This window comes from Synergistes jonesii (genome assembly GCF_000712295.1).
Taxonomy (GTDB): Bacteria; Synergistota; Synergistia; order Synergistales; family Synergistaceae; genus Synergistes; species Synergistes jonesii.
In genome coordinates this window covers 69,902-86,020 of the sequence record NZ_JMKI01000047.1, presented here as the reverse complement: position 1 = coordinate 86,020, position 16,119 = coordinate 69,902, and the positions used below count along the sequence as shown (strand labels likewise).

Annotated in this window: 16 protein-coding genes and 3 tRNA genes; 6 read left to right on the top strand and 13 right to left on the bottom strand. The window is 53.5% G+C overall.

Annotation, left to right across the window (positions count from 1 at the left end):
- Positions 1-78: 78 nt before the first annotated feature.
- Both EH55_RS11215 and EH55_RS13975 read right to left on the bottom strand, forming a co-directional pair.
- Positions 79-723 carry a lactate utilization protein gene (locus EH55_RS11215; protein WP_037977872.1) on the bottom strand — a complete coding sequence of 215 codons (645 nt, stop codon included), beginning with the start codon at positions 721-723 and terminating at the stop codon, positions 79-81.
- A gap of 148 nt (positions 724-871) precedes the next feature.
- Positions 872-1,240, bottom strand: coding sequence for a hypothetical protein (locus tag EH55_RS13975; RefSeq protein WP_081839565.1), 369 nt, complete (start codon positions 1,238-1,240; stop codon positions 872-874).
- A 481-nt stretch (positions 1,241-1,721) separates the two neighbouring features.
- Here EH55_RS13975 and EH55_RS11210 point away from each other — a divergent pair.
- The 3 genes from EH55_RS11210 to EH55_RS11200 all read left to right on the top strand — a co-directional run bounded on the left by EH55_RS11210 (position 1,722) and on the right by EH55_RS11200 (position 2,248).
- Positions 1,722-1,814: transfer RNA gene (locus EH55_RS11210), tRNA-Ser, on the top strand.
- A 276-nt stretch (positions 1,815-2,090) separates the two neighbouring features.
- Positions 2,091-2,166 (top strand) — tRNA-Gly (locus tag EH55_RS11205).
- A 6-nt stretch (positions 2,167-2,172) separates the two neighbouring features.
- A tRNA-Thr gene (locus tag EH55_RS11200) sits at positions 2,173-2,248 on the top strand.
- A gap of 289 nt (positions 2,249-2,537) precedes the next feature.
- Here EH55_RS11200 and EH55_RS11195 read toward each other — a convergent pair.
- The 4 genes from EH55_RS11195 to EH55_RS11180 all read right to left on the bottom strand — a co-directional run bounded on the left by EH55_RS11195 (position 2,538) and on the right by EH55_RS11180 (position 5,297).
- Positions 2,538-2,960: an OmpH family outer membrane protein gene (locus tag EH55_RS11195; RefSeq protein WP_037977869.1), complete on the bottom strand. Its 423-nt coding sequence runs from the start codon at positions 2,958-2,960 to the stop codon at positions 2,538-2,540.
- A 204-nt stretch (positions 2,961-3,164) separates the two neighbouring features.
- Positions 3,165-3,818 (bottom strand): flavodoxin family protein, encoded by a 654-nt coding sequence (locus EH55_RS11190; protein ID WP_037977867.1) that lies wholly within the window; start codon positions 3,816-3,818, stop codon positions 3,165-3,167.
- A 63-nt stretch (positions 3,819-3,881) separates the two neighbouring features.
- On the bottom strand, positions 3,882-4,811 hold the full coding sequence (locus tag EH55_RS11185; RefSeq protein ID WP_037977865.1) for an SPFH domain-containing protein: 930 nt from the start codon (positions 4,809-4,811) through the stop codon (positions 3,882-3,884).
- 30 nt (positions 4,812-4,841) lie between these two features.
- On the bottom strand, positions 4,842-5,297 hold the full coding sequence (locus EH55_RS11180) for an NfeD family protein (protein WP_160170748.1): 456 nt from the start codon (positions 5,295-5,297) through the stop codon (positions 4,842-4,844).
- Between the two features lie 595 nt (positions 5,298-5,892).
- Here EH55_RS11180 and EH55_RS11175 point away from each other — a divergent pair.
- Positions 5,893-6,906 carry a DUF362 domain-containing protein gene (locus EH55_RS11175; RefSeq protein ID WP_081839562.1) on the top strand — a complete coding sequence of 338 codons (1,014 nt, stop codon included), beginning with the start codon at positions 5,893-5,895 and terminating at the stop codon, positions 6,904-6,906.
- Positions 6,899-7,801, top strand: a complete 903-nt coding sequence (locus EH55_RS11170; RefSeq protein ID WP_037977864.1) for a permease — start codon at positions 6,899-6,901, stop codon at positions 7,799-7,801. The genes EH55_RS11175 and EH55_RS11170 overlap by 8 nt, the downstream gene beginning before the upstream one ends.
- Before the next feature lie 205 nt (positions 7,802-8,006).
- Here EH55_RS11170 and EH55_RS11165 read toward each other — a convergent pair whose 3' ends face one another.
- The 4 genes from EH55_RS11165 to rlmD form a co-directional block, all read right to left on the bottom strand.
- A complete protein-coding gene (locus EH55_RS11165) occupies positions 8,007-8,495 on the bottom strand; it encodes a pyridoxamine 5'-phosphate oxidase family protein (RefSeq protein ID WP_037977861.1) in 489 nt (162 codons plus the stop codon).
- 237 nt (positions 8,496-8,732) lie between these two features.
- Complete coding sequence (locus tag EH55_RS11160) at positions 8,733-9,515, bottom strand: ZIP family metal transporter (protein WP_037977859.1); 783 nt, start codon at positions 9,513-9,515, stop codon at positions 8,733-8,735.
- A 195-nt stretch (positions 9,516-9,710) separates the two neighbouring features.
- The gene (gene mutM / locus EH55_RS11155; protein WP_037977856.1) at positions 9,711-10,544 is read right to left on the bottom strand and encodes a bifunctional DNA-formamidopyrimidine glycosylase/DNA-(apurinic or apyrimidinic site) lyase; all 834 of its coding nucleotides are present in this window, start codon (positions 10,542-10,544) and stop codon (positions 9,711-9,713) included.
- A gap of 287 nt (positions 10,545-10,831) precedes the next feature.
- A complete protein-coding gene (gene rlmD, locus EH55_RS11150) occupies positions 10,832-12,202 on the bottom strand; it encodes a 23S rRNA (uracil(1939)-C(5))-methyltransferase RlmD (RefSeq protein WP_328286386.1) in 1,371 nt (456 codons plus the stop codon).
- A 152-nt stretch (positions 12,203-12,354) separates the two neighbouring features.
- Between rlmD and EH55_RS13635 the strand changes: the two genes are divergently transcribed.
- Positions 12,355-12,816, top strand: a complete 462-nt coding sequence (locus EH55_RS13635) for a signal peptidase II (protein WP_051682857.1) — start codon at positions 12,355-12,357, stop codon at positions 12,814-12,816.
- 60 nt (positions 12,817-12,876) lie between these two features.
- Here EH55_RS13635 and EH55_RS11140 read toward each other — a convergent pair whose 3' ends face one another.
- Genes EH55_RS11140 through lptC form a run of 3 tightly spaced genes read right to left on the bottom strand, consistent with a single transcriptional unit; the run spans position 12,877 to position 16,113 of the window.
- A complete protein-coding gene (locus tag EH55_RS11140) occupies positions 12,877-13,821 on the bottom strand; it encodes a D-alanine--D-alanine ligase (protein ID WP_037977850.1) in 945 nt (314 codons plus the stop codon).
- A gap of 28 nt (positions 13,822-13,849) precedes the next feature.
- Positions 13,850-15,577, bottom strand: a complete 1,728-nt coding sequence (locus tag EH55_RS11135) for an LPS-assembly protein LptD (protein WP_037977848.1) — start codon at positions 15,575-15,577, stop codon at positions 13,850-13,852.
- Positions 15,550-16,113, bottom strand: a complete 564-nt coding sequence (gene lptC, locus EH55_RS11130; protein WP_037977845.1) for an LPS export ABC transporter periplasmic protein LptC — start codon at positions 16,111-16,113, stop codon at positions 15,550-15,552. The genes EH55_RS11135 and lptC overlap by 28 nt, the downstream gene beginning before the upstream one ends.
- Between the last annotated feature and the right edge of the window lie 6 nt (positions 16,114-16,119).

Here is a 16,119-nt window from a genome sequence, read left to right as displayed (position 1 = left end):
AATCAGCGCGGACGATGACGACGCATTGTCCACGACAATAATTATTTCCGTGCGAAATTTTTTGTCGAACGGCGTGGCTTATAACCCCAAATAGTCGTTCACCAGAATCAGAATCATCCTTCCAGTCTGGCGCGAATAGCGCGTTACAAGATACTGACAGCATATCGTACCCGGAGCTTTGCAGTCGAAGCATACGCCGGTCTTCGCGCACGGCGTGTCTGCGGAAAGGCGCACGGCGTTGAGCGGGGCCGCCTCGTTTTTTGCTCGGGACAGCGCTGCGTCCAGGTCGCGCGCTATCTTATTCATTCCGACGATCATCAGTACGTGCTTCGGGCCGTAGGCGATACTCGACACGCGGTTCGATCTGCCGTCTATGTTTACAAGTATGCCATCCTCGCTGACCGCGTTGCAGCTTGTGAGGAAATAATCGGCGTTAAAGGCCAGCGTTTCAGCGCGCCGCCTCTCCTCCGGGTCTTTAATATCGTCGACTGCGTATAATTTATATCCGCCCTTCCTTAGCGCGTCCTTCAGCCCGATCTGTTCGATCGAAATCGTCCCGCCCCAGCTGACGGAAGCCCCCTTCGGGATAATTTCGAGCGCCATGCGGAGAGCCTCTTCTCTGCTGTCGGCGTAATAGCCGGTCATATTTCTGCCCTTCAGCTCTTTTATAACCTTCTCGGCTCTGAGCTGATTGCGCATTTTAACACAATCAAATTCTGCCATGTGTGCTCCTCCTTCGACAATAATAAAATTTCATCCTCTGAGTAGTAACGGCAAGCTGTAGCTCCTCTCCACAGAGTTGAGCGGTGAATTGCTAAGCTTTTTGGGCATATCTATTGGCATCTTTGAGAATCTTCCGAAACCCCTCCCTTTAACGAATCGGCTTTCCTATCCCCATTTCTCGTCGCCATTCAGGCACTTTTCCATCATCAGACCAATATTCGTCCATTTCCACAATCAAATCTTCATTGAATTTTATAAAGCTCACCACATGAAATGAAGTAGCTCTATCCGCTGAAAAAACGTGAACAACTGAAATTATAGAATTACCAATTTCCTCAATACGTTCAATTTCCCCATCCCATTTACCTGGATAATCGCAGTTTGCCCGAATATATTCCGCAACTTCAAATTGCTCATTAGAACAATGCCAACGAATAACGGCATCATCACGAAAATATTTTGGCATTTCAGCTCTATTCTGCGAAAGAACATCTTTCCAAAAGCCTTTTATGTCCATAGTTTTCTCCCACAAAATTCAAGTTCGTCCATTCCTATTATATCCACAAAAAAGCCCCGATGCAAAACGACGGAAGGCTTTTACAGGGCAATCCGCTTACGAAATAAGTGCGCCGGTAAGTGCCAGTCCCAAGGCCTGCAGAGCCGTAGGAATGTCAAGTCCGCAGAGCTTACGCTTGCTCCTCATACCACATTTGCATGTGCCGCAGGTCTTTGGTATCTGTAAGGCCTGTTTCCCGCAGAATATTCATCACTTCGGCTGCGTTCTTCGCTCTCGCACGGCAGTCATCATCGCGTAAGGCTATGTCTGGCATGTTTCATACTGTTGCTTCCTGTCGGCGTTCTCGGTTTTGTTTTTATTCTACCGCCTTACAAGGCGATTTGCACGCAATCTTTTTCGTAAACGATTGCCCAGGCCAGGCCGTGTATTTTGGATTGAAAAGTTCGGCAAATCGTGTATAATATCTGAGTTGCCCTTGCGCGGAGAGGTGGCCGAGTGGTCGAAGGCGGGCGACTCGAAATCGTCTTAGCGGTGATGAGCCGTTACGTGGGTTCAAATCCCACCTTCTCCGCCATTTTTGACAACATTGTCGCTCCTGTCGTAATAGTGCGCGAGGGCGATTTTTTATGCCGTCTCGGCAGGCCGCCGCGGCGCTTTAACATTCGCGTCAAATCATGAACTGGGTAGACGACGCAGCGCCTGCACGTCCAACTGCCTCAAAATCGCTATAGATGGCTTGTTCAGCGCCATCAATAATGCAGAATGATTGCAAACGCCAAATTGCCAACTTCGAATAAAATAAGACTGGAAGATTTTAAAAAAGTATGGTAATATATCCGCTGTTGGTTATGCGGATATAGCTCAGCTGGTAGAGCATTAGCTTCCCAAGCTAAGGGTCGCGGGTTCGAATCCCGTTGTCCGCTCCAAAAGAGGCCAGCGTGGCTCAGCAGGTAGAGCAGCGCACTCGTAATGCGCAGGTCTCCAGTTCGAATCTGGACGCTGGCTCCATTTGATAATCTTTAGGATTTTTATAAATCCAAAAGTTGGCGGGAATCCAGTGATAGGTTGGATTTCCGCTTTTTTGTCTGAATCAGCCCCCCCGGTTTCGTCGGTGGTTATGGTTGTTTTTGCTGTTTCTGTAAAATCTTGGAAACGCTCGCATAGAAATTAAACGTTTCGCCTCCGGATTACACTGCTAAAATTCCGCGGCGCAGCCAAGCATAAAAAATTCCCCAAGCGTTTCGAAGGGCTCGCTCGGGGAATACCTTTCACTTTTTTTTTTGCGCGTTTGCGCGGCTTATTTTGTCTTCAGCGCGTTTACGACGTCCTGAGTAAGGTCGACGCCGCCGTAATATACGAGGACTTTATTGACGACAATCGTAACGCCCTTCTGTTTTGCAACTTTTGCGACCGTGTCGTTCACTTCCCTGAGCACGGGGTTCATGAGCTTCGCTTCTTCTTCTCTCATCTCCAGCTGAAGCTTTTCGATTATATTTCTCTTGTTCGCCTCGTCCTTCTCTTTGTCGAACTCGGCTTTGGCTGCGTTTGATTTTTTCTTATCCAGCTCTTCAAGCTGTTTCTGAGCCTGCTGGAATTTCGAGAACTGGCGCAGAACTGCCATGTCATCTACGTAGCCTACCGTATCCTCCGCTGCATATGCGGCTGCCCCGAATACCAAAAGCGCGAGCGCGGCAAGCAGAAGCACAGCTGTTTTTTTCATAGTTATTCCTCCCCACTTATCACATACGGCGTCATATGTCATGGCCGCACTTCGAAGATTTTATAACGACTTTTGCATGTTGTCCATACCGACGTTTCACTGTGGCAGCGTTTTTATAAGCCGGGATGCCGGGATGCATATACGAACAAAGACACGGCGCGACAAGGCGGGCATAACGCGGAAGCGATATAGCCGAGAGGGGCGCTATTTTACGCCGGATCTTTCCGCGATTCTCTTTCCCATCTCGAACGCGGCGCGACAGTCCAAAGGAAATTGCAGTCTGAGGCGCTCGATCTTCTCTTTTTCAGAAAATTTTGACGCTTCATATCTACCGTAATCGTCGAACTGCTTCGTATCGAAGGAAAAGAGCGCTTCCGACTCTTCTCCGAGCAAGCGCGCTGCAAATATCTGACCCGGGCGCAGGTTTGCAATTACGCCGGCCTCATGCGCCGCATCCTCTTTCATGTTCATCGTGTAGATGAAGGCGGACGGTATCCTACGCGGGAAGCAAGTCGTTTCTTCCGTATATAATCCGTAAGGATAGAAAAATCTTTCAAGGAATGACTGCGTAGCTCCGGTTATGTTGAAAAAATATACCGGCGAGCCTATCACAACGGCGCCAGCGTCGCGAAGCGCTTCGAGCAGCGGGCTCAGCCCGTCCTTCTGGACGCAGCGCCCCTTGGATCCGCCCCCCTTCAGCTTGCACGCGAAGCAGCTTGCGCAGCCTTTGTAATCTAATTTATACAGGTCGATTCTCTCCGTTTCAACACCGGCCGCTTTAGCGCCTTCCATAGCTTTATCGAGCAGCACCGCGGTGTTCCCGTTCGTCCTCGGGCTTCCGTTTATAAAATAGATCATGCTCTGCCTCCTTACCCCCAACGGACAGAAAAGCGTTACGCTTTCTGCGCCGGCTTCCCTCAATTATTTTTCAGCCGCCTCCCTTTTCACCGACGCGTCGTCCCTCATCAGCTCTTTCAACGAATAGGCCAGAGCGGCTATGCCCTGTATTTCGGATGGGATGATTATCTTCGTCGCCCTGCCGTCGGCGGCTCTGCCGAATGCTTCGAGGCTCTTTAACGCGATTATTTCTTTCGTCGGCGCGGCTTCGTTCAGCATCCTGATGCCGTCCGCGACGGCCTGCTGTACGACCCTTACGGCTTCGGCCTCGCCGGCGGCTTCGCGGATTTTCTGCTCCTTTACCGCGTCGGCGCGTAGTATCGCCGATTCTTTTTCTCCTTCCGCTATGAGTATCTTGCTCTGTTTTTCGCCCTCGGCCAACAGTATAGATTCGCGCTTTTCGCGTTCGGCCTTCATCTGGCGCTCCATCGCGGCCATTATCTCCTTAGGCGGAACTATATTCTTGACCTCGACGCGATTGACCTTGATGCCCCATTTGTCGGTGGCCTTGTCAAGCGTCTCGGTTATCGTCGAGTTTATGTAATCGCGCGACGTCAATGTGTGGTCCAACTCCATAGAGCCGATGATGTTCCTCAACGTAGTCGCCGTTAGATTCTCTATTGCGGCGAGAGGGCTTTCGACGCCGTAGGTGAGCATCTTTGCATCCGTAACCTGGAAGAAAACGACGGTGTCTATCTGCATCGTGACGTTGTCCTTGGTTATCACGGACTGCGGCACGAAGTCAACGACCTGCTCCTTGACGGATACGTTGTTTGCTATCCTGTCCACAAACGGAAGTTTTACGTGAAGCCCCGCGCCCCATGTGCAGAGGTACGTGCCGAGACGTTCGATCACGTAGACGTTTCCCTGCGGCACTATGCGCACGTTCGCGGCCACGGCCGCTATCAGTATAGCTGCGACGAATATCAGAACTGCTGTCGAGAATATTTCCATAAATTTTCCTACCTCCGCGGAAAGAGTATTTTATATTTTCTCAACGAAAAGGGTCACGCCGCGAAGTTCCTTCACTACGACGACCTCCCCTTCTTCGAGCCTTGTGCCGCTCAGCGTGCGAGCCTCCCATTCGAGGCCGTTCGCGAGCACGCGCCCTCCGCCCCTTATATTGTCTACGGGCGAGACGACGACACCCCGCATACCTATCACCTGATCGGCGTTCGTAGGCGTCTTTTTCACGCGCAGGACTCTTTTAAGGAAGGGACGCGTAAAGAACAAAGCCGCGGCGCTCGCTGCGATGAAGACGGCGATCTGGAAATTGAAAGATGCGCCGAGCGCCGCCGGCAGCATCGCGATCAGAGCCCCGGCGGAAAACCATATCGAAACGAGCCCTGCCGTCAAGGCTTCGACAACTCCTGAGGCGACCGCGACGATGAGCCAAAAGATCACAGGGTTTTCCATTATCAGAGCAACGAATCCTTCCATTGAACTCTCCTTCCAGGCGTCTGTTTTTAGGCCGTTAGGCCGCTGCAAATACGGCGGTCGAGTATCCATTTTATTTTTTCCGCCGCTTAATAAATAATATTATCATTTTTTCCCGCCGCCGTCCTTTTCAATTGACATCTTTTCATTGAGAAAAATTTGCCGCGAAAGGCTTATTGATGTTTCAAGGCGATTTTTTTATAATATTCGGCAAAAGATCGCGTCGACAGGGAACGGACAGAGGCAGATACGCATAGAAGGCAAAGAAACGGTTTTCCCTGTATTGCGTATGGGATTGTGCACGAAAAGATTTCGATAGAATGCCTTTAGCTCGCTTATTGCGCAAAGCATGTGAAAAACAATCGCGGCGGAGACATCAAAAGTGAAAAAACCCGGCTGTATATTCTATCTTCCTGCGTCGCTGCCTTTCGCCGATCACAAAGTCCGCTCGGCAGATAAAATGTCGCGCGGGGCGTTCTCTCCTGTCCCTGGGCGTTCTCCTATCGATGCCATATTCCGGTAAGCCGCACGGCTTCATCGCAACTCGGCGCAGACTCCGTCGGGTAAAACAAAAAGCTAAAGACTGGAGGGATAAGAAATGAAAATAAAAAAATCGACCGCGCTTCTCATGGGGCTGTTGTTCGCCCTGTGCCTCTTCGCCGGCTGCGGGATAATAACTCCGCAGCCGGCGGAGACGGGCGTAAAAGAATCGCCCACAACTTCGAACAGCCAAGCCGCCGCATCACAAAAAGTAGTGTATATGACCAAAGACATCAGCCCCGAAGGACTGACGGCGGTCTACAGGGCTCTGGAATGGCAGCCGAAGGGAAAAGTCGCCGTAAAGCTCAGCACAGGCGAGCCTCCGGCAAGCAACTACCTCCGCCCCGAGTTGATTAAGGATCTCGTGCGGCGCGTTAGCGGGACGATAGTGGAATGCAACACCGCCTACGGCGGTTCGCGCGCGGCAACGGCGATGCACTATCAGGTCGCCGAGGATCACGGATTTACCAAAATCGCGAAATTTCAGATTCTTGACGAGAAGGGTTCTATGGCTCTGCCCGTCGCAGGAGGGAGCCGCCTTAAAGAAAACTACGTAGGCGCCGCGTTCGCGGATTACGATTGCTACCTGATACTTTCTCATTTCAAGGGGCACGCTATGGCCGGCTTCGGCGGAGCGATAAAAAATATATCCATCGGGCTCGCATCAAGCGCGGGCAAGAGCTGGATACACAGCGGCGGCAAAAACAAAACAAACCCGTGGGGCGGCGAGCAGGACGCCTTCCTCGAATCAATGGCGGAGGCGGGCAAATCTGTCTCCGACTACCTCGGAAAGGGAGAACGGATCGTTTACGTCAACGTTATGAATCGTCTGTCGGTGGACTGTGACTGCGACGGCAATCCGGCCGAGCCCGACATGCACGACATAGGCATCCTCGCTTCCCATGACCCGGTCGCTCTGGACCAGGCCTGCGTCGATCTCGTTTACGCAGCCAAAGACGGCAAAACTCTTATCGAGCGCATAGAATCGAGAAACGGGCCCCATACTCTGGAGCAGGCGGAAAAAATCGGGCTCGGCAGCCGCAAATATAAGCTGAAAAATATCGATGGATGAAATCATAAAGCGGGAAGCGGTTTATCTCTGGTATTACTTCGACGTGCAATTCCGTCAGATATTCTTTTACTGGCTCTGGGGAATGCTGCTGGGCTCCACCGTCTCCGTCTTTCTCAAGGAGCGCATACACGGCGCCTTCCGCGTCCTCGGCGAAAAGAGGCCCGGCGCTTTGGGGATCTTCGCGGCTTCCGCGCTGGGCATCGCTTCGCCGCTCTGTATGTACGGGACGATTCCGATTGCCGCCTCCTTTTCAAAAAGCGGCGTAAGGGACGACTGGCTTGCGGCGTTTATGATGTCGTCGGCTCTGCTGAATCCGCAGCTGATTCTTTACAGCGCAGCTTTAGGGGCGACGGCGCTCGCGGTGCGTGTCGCCTCCTGCTTCCTCTGCGGAGCCGCCGCCGCTTTACTGATACACTGCTTCTGTCACGAAAAATCTTTTTTCAGCTTTAAGGGCTTCGAAGATCCGGGCAGCCGCGACACAGACCCGAATTTGCCGGCGCGCTATCTGAAAAACGTATGGCGGAACACCGTCGCGACAGGCCCGTACTTTCTGGCGGGCGTCGCTCTTTCCGCGCTGTTTCAGAGGTACGTGCCAGCCGATTTGGTGACAAAAACTTTTGGAGGGAACGAAGCCTTCGGCGTTCTGACCGCAGCGACGGCAGGGGTGCCGCTCTACGCGTGCGGCGGTGGGACGATTCCCCTCCTGCAGGCGTGCCTCGCCGACGGCATGAGTCTCGGTTCCGCTTCCGCGTTCATGATAGCCGGACCGGCGACAAAAATCACCAACCTCGGCGCGCTGAAAATTGCGATGGGCGCAAAGCGCTTCATCCTCTATCTTGTTTTTGTCATGATTTTTGCCCTTGCTACCGGCCTGTCGGTTAATTTCTTCATATAAAAGTCGTAGCGTCAGAATTTCGCCGGAGGGCGCTTCCCTTCAGTTTCTGTGGTCGCATTTGCGGCACTGATTCATCACGTCGCCTTCGTTCCTCTCTTTACTACCCCGGGTTCCGATAACAAGAAGCAGCTGTAAACTGACGAAAGCCGCGGCCCGGTGTCACAGCGCGCTGGTACGCGGATGCCGGGCGCAGCGGCGTTTTGCATTACCGTCTTTTTGCCGTGAGCTCTACGGCCTCCTTGCCCGTCAAGTGCTCTATCGATATTTCAAAGCACGCGAGGGCGCCTATCTGCCTGTCGATATCCCCCATATACTTTTCCCTGTAGTCATAGCTGTATTTTTCGCCTAGCTTGACGGCGGCGGCCCTTATCTCGCTTTCCTCTGTGAGCTGCCTTACCCTGCCGAAGGCGATCACGCTTTTGAAATACGTCGTGGCCTCGCTCGCTACGACGTCGTCTGCCGCGACTACGCACAGCGAGACTTTTTCGTCCTTGTTTATCGCGTCAACCTTATGCCCGGCTTTCGCGCCGTGAAAATATATTTTCCCATCCTCGTACGCATAGCTTACAGGCACAGCGTAAGGGTAATCGTCATCGCCGTGCAGCGCGAGCACCGCGTGAGAGCCCTCCTTCAATATTTGAACGCTTTCCTCTTCGGGCAGCTGCTGCCCGAAACGCCTCATTTTTCTGAACATTTTGATTCACGCTCCTCAGATTTTTTTCATCAAAATTTTATACCTTTTTCAGGGCATTGGGCTCCGCTGGCCGCTACGCTCCAGTTGATCGGCAGCAAGTGGAAACTGCTGATTTTAAGAAACCTGCTGAACCGCTCTTGGAGATTCAACGAGCTGAGGACACATCAAAATGACAGCGCGTTGCAACGGGACAGATTCGATTTTAAGGGCAGGGATACTCATATCGTATTCTGCTTCTTATCCCAATGCGACATCCAGAGACATCATTAAGGCAAATCCAATCATAAACGCCAATGTCCCCCAGTTGGAATGGGAGCCGGATGCCATATCCGGCACCAGTTCCTCAATGACGACATAGATCATTGCGCCCGCCGCAAAGCTCAACAGATACGGCAGAACTGGAATGATCAAAGAAGAAAGCAATACTGTCAGGATTCCCGCGATCGGCTCTACAAGTCCTGAAAGAACCCCATATCCGAATGATTTTGCTTTTGACAATCCCTGCGCATGTAAGGGCATAGAAACAATGGCGCCTTCCGGGAAGTTCTGTATGGCAATACCGAGCGCCAGAGTAAAGGCACCAGCCTGCGTGATCTGTCCGTCTCCGTTTAACCAGCCTACAAATAAGACCCCGACTGCCATACCTTCCGGAATATTATGGAGAGTAACCGCCAGAACCATCATAGTCGTTTTACGAAGATGGCTCTTAGGACCTTCCAACGATTCGTCAATGTGCATATGAGGCGTTACCGTATCCAAAAGAAGAAGGAAAAGCATGCCTAAGCCAAACCCCATAACAGCAGGTATGAAAGCCAGTCTTCCCATTCCCGCCGACTCTTCCATCGCCGGAATCAGCAGGCTCCAGACGGAAGCCGCCACCATGACTCCTGCGGCAAAACCTGCCAAGACCTTCTGTACTTCTGCTTTCAGCTGATTTTTCATGAATAAGACGCACAAGGCCCCGAGCGTTGTTCCCAGAAATGGAATCATCAGGCCTTCAACCGTCAGCAAATTTATCATTTGACGCAACCCCCTTGAAATTTCAGCCTTGTAACAGGATGTTTCTTACCTAATTAGCAAGCGGCGCCCTCACCGGCTAACGTTTCCCATATCGGAAGTGATCTTTTGGCGCGCTTAATCGAGATGAATCCCTCCAAACATAGCCCCGCATGTCTTTCAAGCGCCTCACAATATCTGAAAAGCCGTCATCAATTATCAATTTCTTTTTCTCTGACATCCAGGGCAGTAGCAGCTGCCCCTGCCGGCAATTTTTATTTTTTTAAATATCTCTCCGCAGACAGGGCATTGCCGACCGGCGTGTCCATATGCCTTTAAATATGGCGTGTTGCGGTATTCCTGGCCTTTATCGGCCAAATATTCCTGTTCCGTCGTCTCATTGGCGCTGATTTCAAACGAAATGACTTTGGGAATTACCTTAACAAGACGTGCAATATCTTCATCACTCAGTTCGCCGCCCTTTGCTCCGGGGTATATGCCCGCCTCGTACAGGATCTCATCCGAATAAATATTGCCGATCCCCGCTATAAACGTCTGATCGAGCAGCATCTCCTTGATCGATTTTTTCTGCTTACAAAGCCTGCTTTTCAGATAGAGAGCTGTCAGATTGTCGTCGTCCGGCTCAAGCCCCAGCTTTTCCTGCCCGGTGACGCTGTCCGCCTCGTCTTTTTTCAGATACCAGAATCTTCCGAATCTGCGCACGTCAATGTAGCGAAGTTGATTTCCGTCCGATAAACCTGCGATCAGATGCGTATGCTTTTCCATCTCATAATCGCCCGGGGTGACGAGCAGCTGCCCGGTCATCCTCAAATGTACGGTCAATCGGTCCCCGCTTTCAAAACGCATTGTTAAATATTTGCCCCTGCGGCTCATCTTTTGAACGACTTGTCCGGAAAACATCTTAATGAAGTCGTCCCTGTCCGGGTAAGCGATTACCCGCGCATTGAGCAGGGAAACGCTTGTGACCCTCCGCCCGACAAGTTGAGGCTCCAGAACCCGTCTTATCGTTTCCACTTCCGGCAATTCAGGCATGGCTTTTCATTCCCTTCTTCGCAGATTTTTTGGCTTCTTCGTGCTAGAAAAAGTTCGCGATAAGCGGCGACGCTTCGAACGAGCGCCGCACGCCGTCATCGTTGTTGCAACTAATCCTAATAATCTTATCCGCCAAACCGGCTCCCAAACCGCCCCCTATACCGTCACCCTGTCGGTTTGGTGCTTTGGGCTGATCTATAAGGGCGTTTTGTAGTTTAAAATGAACACACAAGCCGTTTTCCCTCAAATCATATACCAGTAAACCCGCTCCAAGCTCTTTACAGCGGTTAGTCCTTATCCCTTGACATCAAAACTACTGTCTCGACATGTCCCGTCTGCGGGAACATGTCGAAGGGCTTTGCGTGGACGAGTTCGTAGCCGCCTTCGGCGAGGCGCTTTATGTCTCTGGCCAGCGTTGCGGGATTGCAGGAAACGTAGACGATCCTTTCGGCCGCTATTTTCAAGAGCGCAGCGACGACTTTTTCGTCGCAGCCGGCGCGCGGCGGGTCGAGCACCACGGTCCCGTAGTTTTTTTTGGAAAGCTCGGACGCGGCCTCTTCGACGCGCGCGGCGAGCGGCGTGATTTTTTTTATACCGTTGGCCTCCGCGTTGCACGCGATGTACTTCGCCGCCGGCTCCCAGCTTTCCACGGCAGTTATCTTTGCGCCGCCTGCGGCTAAGAAGGCCGTCATGCCGCCGACGCCGGCGTAAAGCTCGAGTATTTCGCGCGGCAAATCTTCGAGCGCGAGCGACGCCGCGTATTCGTACAGCTTCGCAGCCTGCTCGGAGTTCACCTGAAAGAAGGAGCTCGCTTCGAAGGTGAATACGAATTTCCCGAGCCTTTCGCGCATCGTTTCCTTCCCGAAGAGCGGCACGCTTTTCTCTCCCCAGATGAAATTGCCCGGCGATTCGTTTATATTGCATACCGCGCCGGAAAGTCCCTCTATCTCCCGCAGAGCTCCGCGCAGCAGCTTCAATTCCGCCGACGACGGAGCGCGGCGGCATATCACAGCCAAGAGCGTCTCTCCGGTGAAGCGCGCGCGGCGCACAACTATTTCGCGGATCGTTTCGCGCTCCGCGCTCTTCCCGTTCAGACGCACGCCGCATAGCCTTGTGCCGCGCAGCGCGGAAAGTATTTCTTTGGTTTTGGCGTCGATCTCGGGCGCTACTATATCGCAGCCGCGGTAGGGAACTATGTCGTGGCTGCGCGGCTTGTAAAAGCCCGCGCGCAGACATTCGCCTGCGGCGCTCTGCACGGGAAGGGAGGCCTTATTCCTGTAGCCCCACTCCGAAGGCGACGGCTCGCAGTCGAAGACGCGCGGCTCGCGTTCGCCGCCGATTCTCGTCAGAGCGTCGGCGAGCGTTTTCTTTTTCAGCGACAGCTGGGCTCCGTATGAAAGGTGCTGAAGCGCGCAGCCGCCGCAGCGGCCGAAGGAGGCGCAGCGCGGCTTCACTCGGTGCGGCGAATCGCAAAATCTTTTTACGACCTTCGCGACGCCGTAATTTTTCTTTTTCGTGACGAGGCGCACCTCAGCCTCTTCGCCGGCAAGCGCCCCCGGGACGAATAGGACGAGCCCCTCTTCGCCTATGCGAGCGACGCCCTCTCCCTCGCCGTTCAAATTATCTATCTTAACGCGAAAAATATCTCCCTGCTTCATCATGCGCTATACTATACACGAAATTGCAGGGCGCGGCAAAATCCGCACCGTTTATATCGATATCCGCCGCGTATAGCTTAAGGCGGTTTATAAGTGCTTAAGGGCGTAGTCGATAGGAGAGAAAATATAAAGCGATAGAGGCAGTGAGAAAGATGATGAAAATCAGCCGTCGTTTAAATACCCCTCAGCTGTGCGCCGCGGCCGCAGCCTTATCTTTTCTTGCCGATAGAATCTCAAAGGGCAGTCTGGCGCTTTTCGGCTGCCGGGCGCACTTCAACGGCGGCATTTCCTTCGGCCTCTTCTCCGGCGCGGGGGCCGCTGTGACCGGCTTCAGCGCCGGTGCGGCTGCCGCGCTCGTCGTTGCGGCCTTCGCGCTTCTGCGCCGTCGCGAAAGCGACAAGCTTTTTTCCTGCGGGCTCGGCCTCGCGATAGGCGGGGCGCTCGGCAATTCGGCGGACAGGCTGCTCTTCGGCTGCGTGAAAGACTGGATATTCGTACCCTTTTCACATTTAGTCCTGAAGGGCGGCCTCTGGATAAACATAGCGGACATTTCGCTGTGCGCCGGCGCGGCGGTCGTCGTATTAGATCTGCTGCGCGCCGCGAAAAGAGGCTGACGCGGCGCGGCTTTTCCAGCCATAAAAAAAGCCCCTGCGGCCTCTTTTCGCTGCGAAATATTATCTTTCGCTTCTGTCGATCGAAAATGAGAGCTTGATTATTTCGGCGAGGAATTCTCCGAAGGACATGCCGTTCGCCTCGGCGGATTTCGGGACGAGGCTCGTCGTGGTCATGCCGGGAGCCGTGTTCGCCTCAAGGGCGTAAATCGCGCCGTTTTCGGAGACACGGAAGTCTATCCTGCTGTAGCAGCGGCAGCCTATCGCGTTGTGCGCTTTGACGGCGAGCTCCGCGAGCTGTGAATTTATTTTTTCGGGGAAATCCGACGGACAAATATACTCGGTGCTGCCGGGCGTATATTTGTTTTTGTAGTCGTAGAAGCCGACCTTCGGCTTTATATGTATCGCAGGAAGAGCGGCCGCGCGGCCGTCCGCGCCCTCCATCACCGGCACCGTCACCTCTTCGCCGGCGATGAACTCCTCGACGAGGGCTCTTTTCTCCGACCGCCACGCGAGTTCGAGCGCCGCGCGGTAATCGGAGATGTCCGAAAGCCGCGTCACACCGACCGTGCTTCCCCCGCCGTTGGGCTTTACGATTATCCCGCCGAATTCCGCGAGAAATTTTTCCGCGCGCGCTGCGCCGTCGTCCTCCCTCGTCGCGATGAAGCCCTGCGGCACCGGCACGCCGGCGGCCGCGAAGGCGAATTTCGCCGCCGTCTTGTCCATCGAAAGCATGCAAGCCTCAGGGCCCGAGCCGGTGTAGCGTATCCCGAAGGCGTCAAATACAGCCTGGATCCTTCCGTCTTCTCCCCATCCGCCGTGCAGCGCGATAAACGTCCCGTCCGCTTTATGTGCGGGCCATTTTTTTATAAACGCGCTGATCGAAGAGACGTCGCAGAGCTCTACGCCGAAGCCGCGCTGGGAAAGGGCCTCCGCGACGGCCCTGCCGGAATTAAGAGAGACCTCGCGCTCAGGGCTCGTCCCTCCACATAATACAACGATCTTCATATTTGCTTATGCCTCTTTTTCAAAAAATTTAGAAGTCGCCGCTCTTCTTCCTGTCATTGCTGCTCCCACCTCCCAGATTGATTTTGTATTCGGGATAGGCGTCGATGAAGAAGGTCAGGCCTACTTTCTTTTCGTCGTCATGTCTGTCATCGTGGTACCAGAGCCTCCACGTCATGCAATGTCTGTCGTAGGTCAGAGTATAGCGCAGGGAGTATATGTCGTCCTTCTTCAGATCGTACTGACCACTTATCGAGAAGCTCCACTTTTCCCACGACCGCCCGAAAGGCAGCGGGAAAGATATCGTCTGCATAAAATATTCGTTGTCGTAATATCTGTCCCATCTCATCGGGCTTCTTCCGTCGACCCAGCGCCTGCGGTACGCGCTTGAGAGCGAGACGCTGCCGAGCTTGTATCTGAAGCCGAACCAGGCGTTAGTTACCTTCTGTGACGCGTCGTCGTCGGGATACTCGTACGCCGCGTATCTTGCGCCGTAGAAGGGTTTGAATATGCCGAGAGACCATTTCGGGCGCCCGCTGTAAGCCGCGCCGTACACGTAGCGCTCGGTGAATTCGTCGCTCGTATAGCGGCTGTCGTCTTTATACTTCCCCCAGCTGCCGAAGAGGCGGATCCTTCCGCCCGTAAGGTTCTCATCGAACCACGGCGTGTTCAGGTATATCTCGGGCTTGCGCCAAACGTCGTAGTCGTCGGTCGAGCCGGTATCGTCGTCGTTGCCGATTATCTCGCGCTCGGCCCACCACACTCCGGCTTCCCAGCCGTTTTTCTCATAAGAGAGCCCCCACGACGGGCGCCACACGGTTTCGTCCGTATCGTCGTTGTAAAGGCGCAGGCTCCTGCCGAAGAGAGTGAGTCCGTCGGTGATCTCATAGCTGTAGTCCACTTTGGCCTCCCAGATGTCCTGGGTCCAGTATATGCCGGCTATGTCGAGCTCGCCGAACTTGCCTATATCGATCGGCCCCTTTATGCCGAAGCCACCGCCCTTTGTCGAATCGTAGCGGATTATCGGCGCGAGCCCTTCGTTTTTCTTTCCGACGATGTAGTCGAAGGGGTATGTCATCAGCAGAGTCTTGCCTAGATATATCTTCGGGTTTTTTAAAACGGTTTTCTTACCGGGGTATATTATGACCTTTCTGGAAACGAGCCTGTAGTGCGGCTCCGGGAAGTTACAGGTCGTCGCGGTGACGTCCCGCCACTCGGCCACGTCCTCCGAGATCGCGCGCTTTCTCTTCGCCCTGCGCACTATGCCCATCTTCTCCGCGTCCTCTATCGGCATCACTCTAACGTTTCCGCCGCTCATATAAAGGGCTCCGGATTTTCCCGACGCCTGCGTCAGCACGCCGCGCTTCGTCGTCATATTGTATTTAAGATGCTTTCCGGTGTATGTGTTGCCGCCGGAAATTATCACGACGTTCTCGCGGTGGTCCGAATAGGCGTCGGCGACATTGTTCTGCGAATCGTACTCAACGTAAGGCGCCGTGAGGTATATTTCGCTGTTCCTGATTCTCACGTTTCCGTCGGCGGTGGCGATCCCCGTTTTTTCGCTGTAATTTACCGTATCGGCGTCGATCGTGACCTCGCCGGATTTCATTTCCTGCTTCTCCGCCGCGCCCGCGTCTTTTTCCGCGGCAGAACCGGGCGCGAGATCTTCGGCGTAAGAGGGGACTAAAGCTACCGGCGACGCCGCGCAAAAAAGAAGCGCAAGAGCCGCGGTCAGCGCTTTTCTGTATTTGTGCCCCATGTTATAGTCCCCCTTTCGGTCATGCGGCAGACGCTCTTTTCAGAATCATAATAGCCGCTTTTGCCGCGTATCACCATATTGTTTTCAGTGAGCTTGAACGTTACGCCGTCGCTGAAATACCATATTCCGGATTTGGAATCGTATTTTGCGACGCCGGATTCCAGATCATAGGCTCCGTCGGCCTCTTTCATCGTGCCGACCGCGTCTCTCAGCGTAACGTCGTTCGTATGCCGCGAAAAAACTCCCTTGGCGGCGTATATCTGCGTCTCTTTGCCGGCAGGGTCAGAGATCGTCACGTCCATAGAATCGCCGTAGACCATGTTGTCCTTATGCTCGACGCGCGGCGACAGCAGCTTCCACTTTTTGCCGTCGATTTTGCGCTCGAGCTCGATATTTTCGACGACTACGTCGGGAATCGGCACGTTCTTGATCGACGAAAGATGCAGATCGCGCCACAAAAAGTATGCGCCGGCGGCGACGGCTATCAGCGCCGCCAGCAGGCATAATGTTTTTCTAGGCAGCTTTCTCGCAGGCACAGCAAG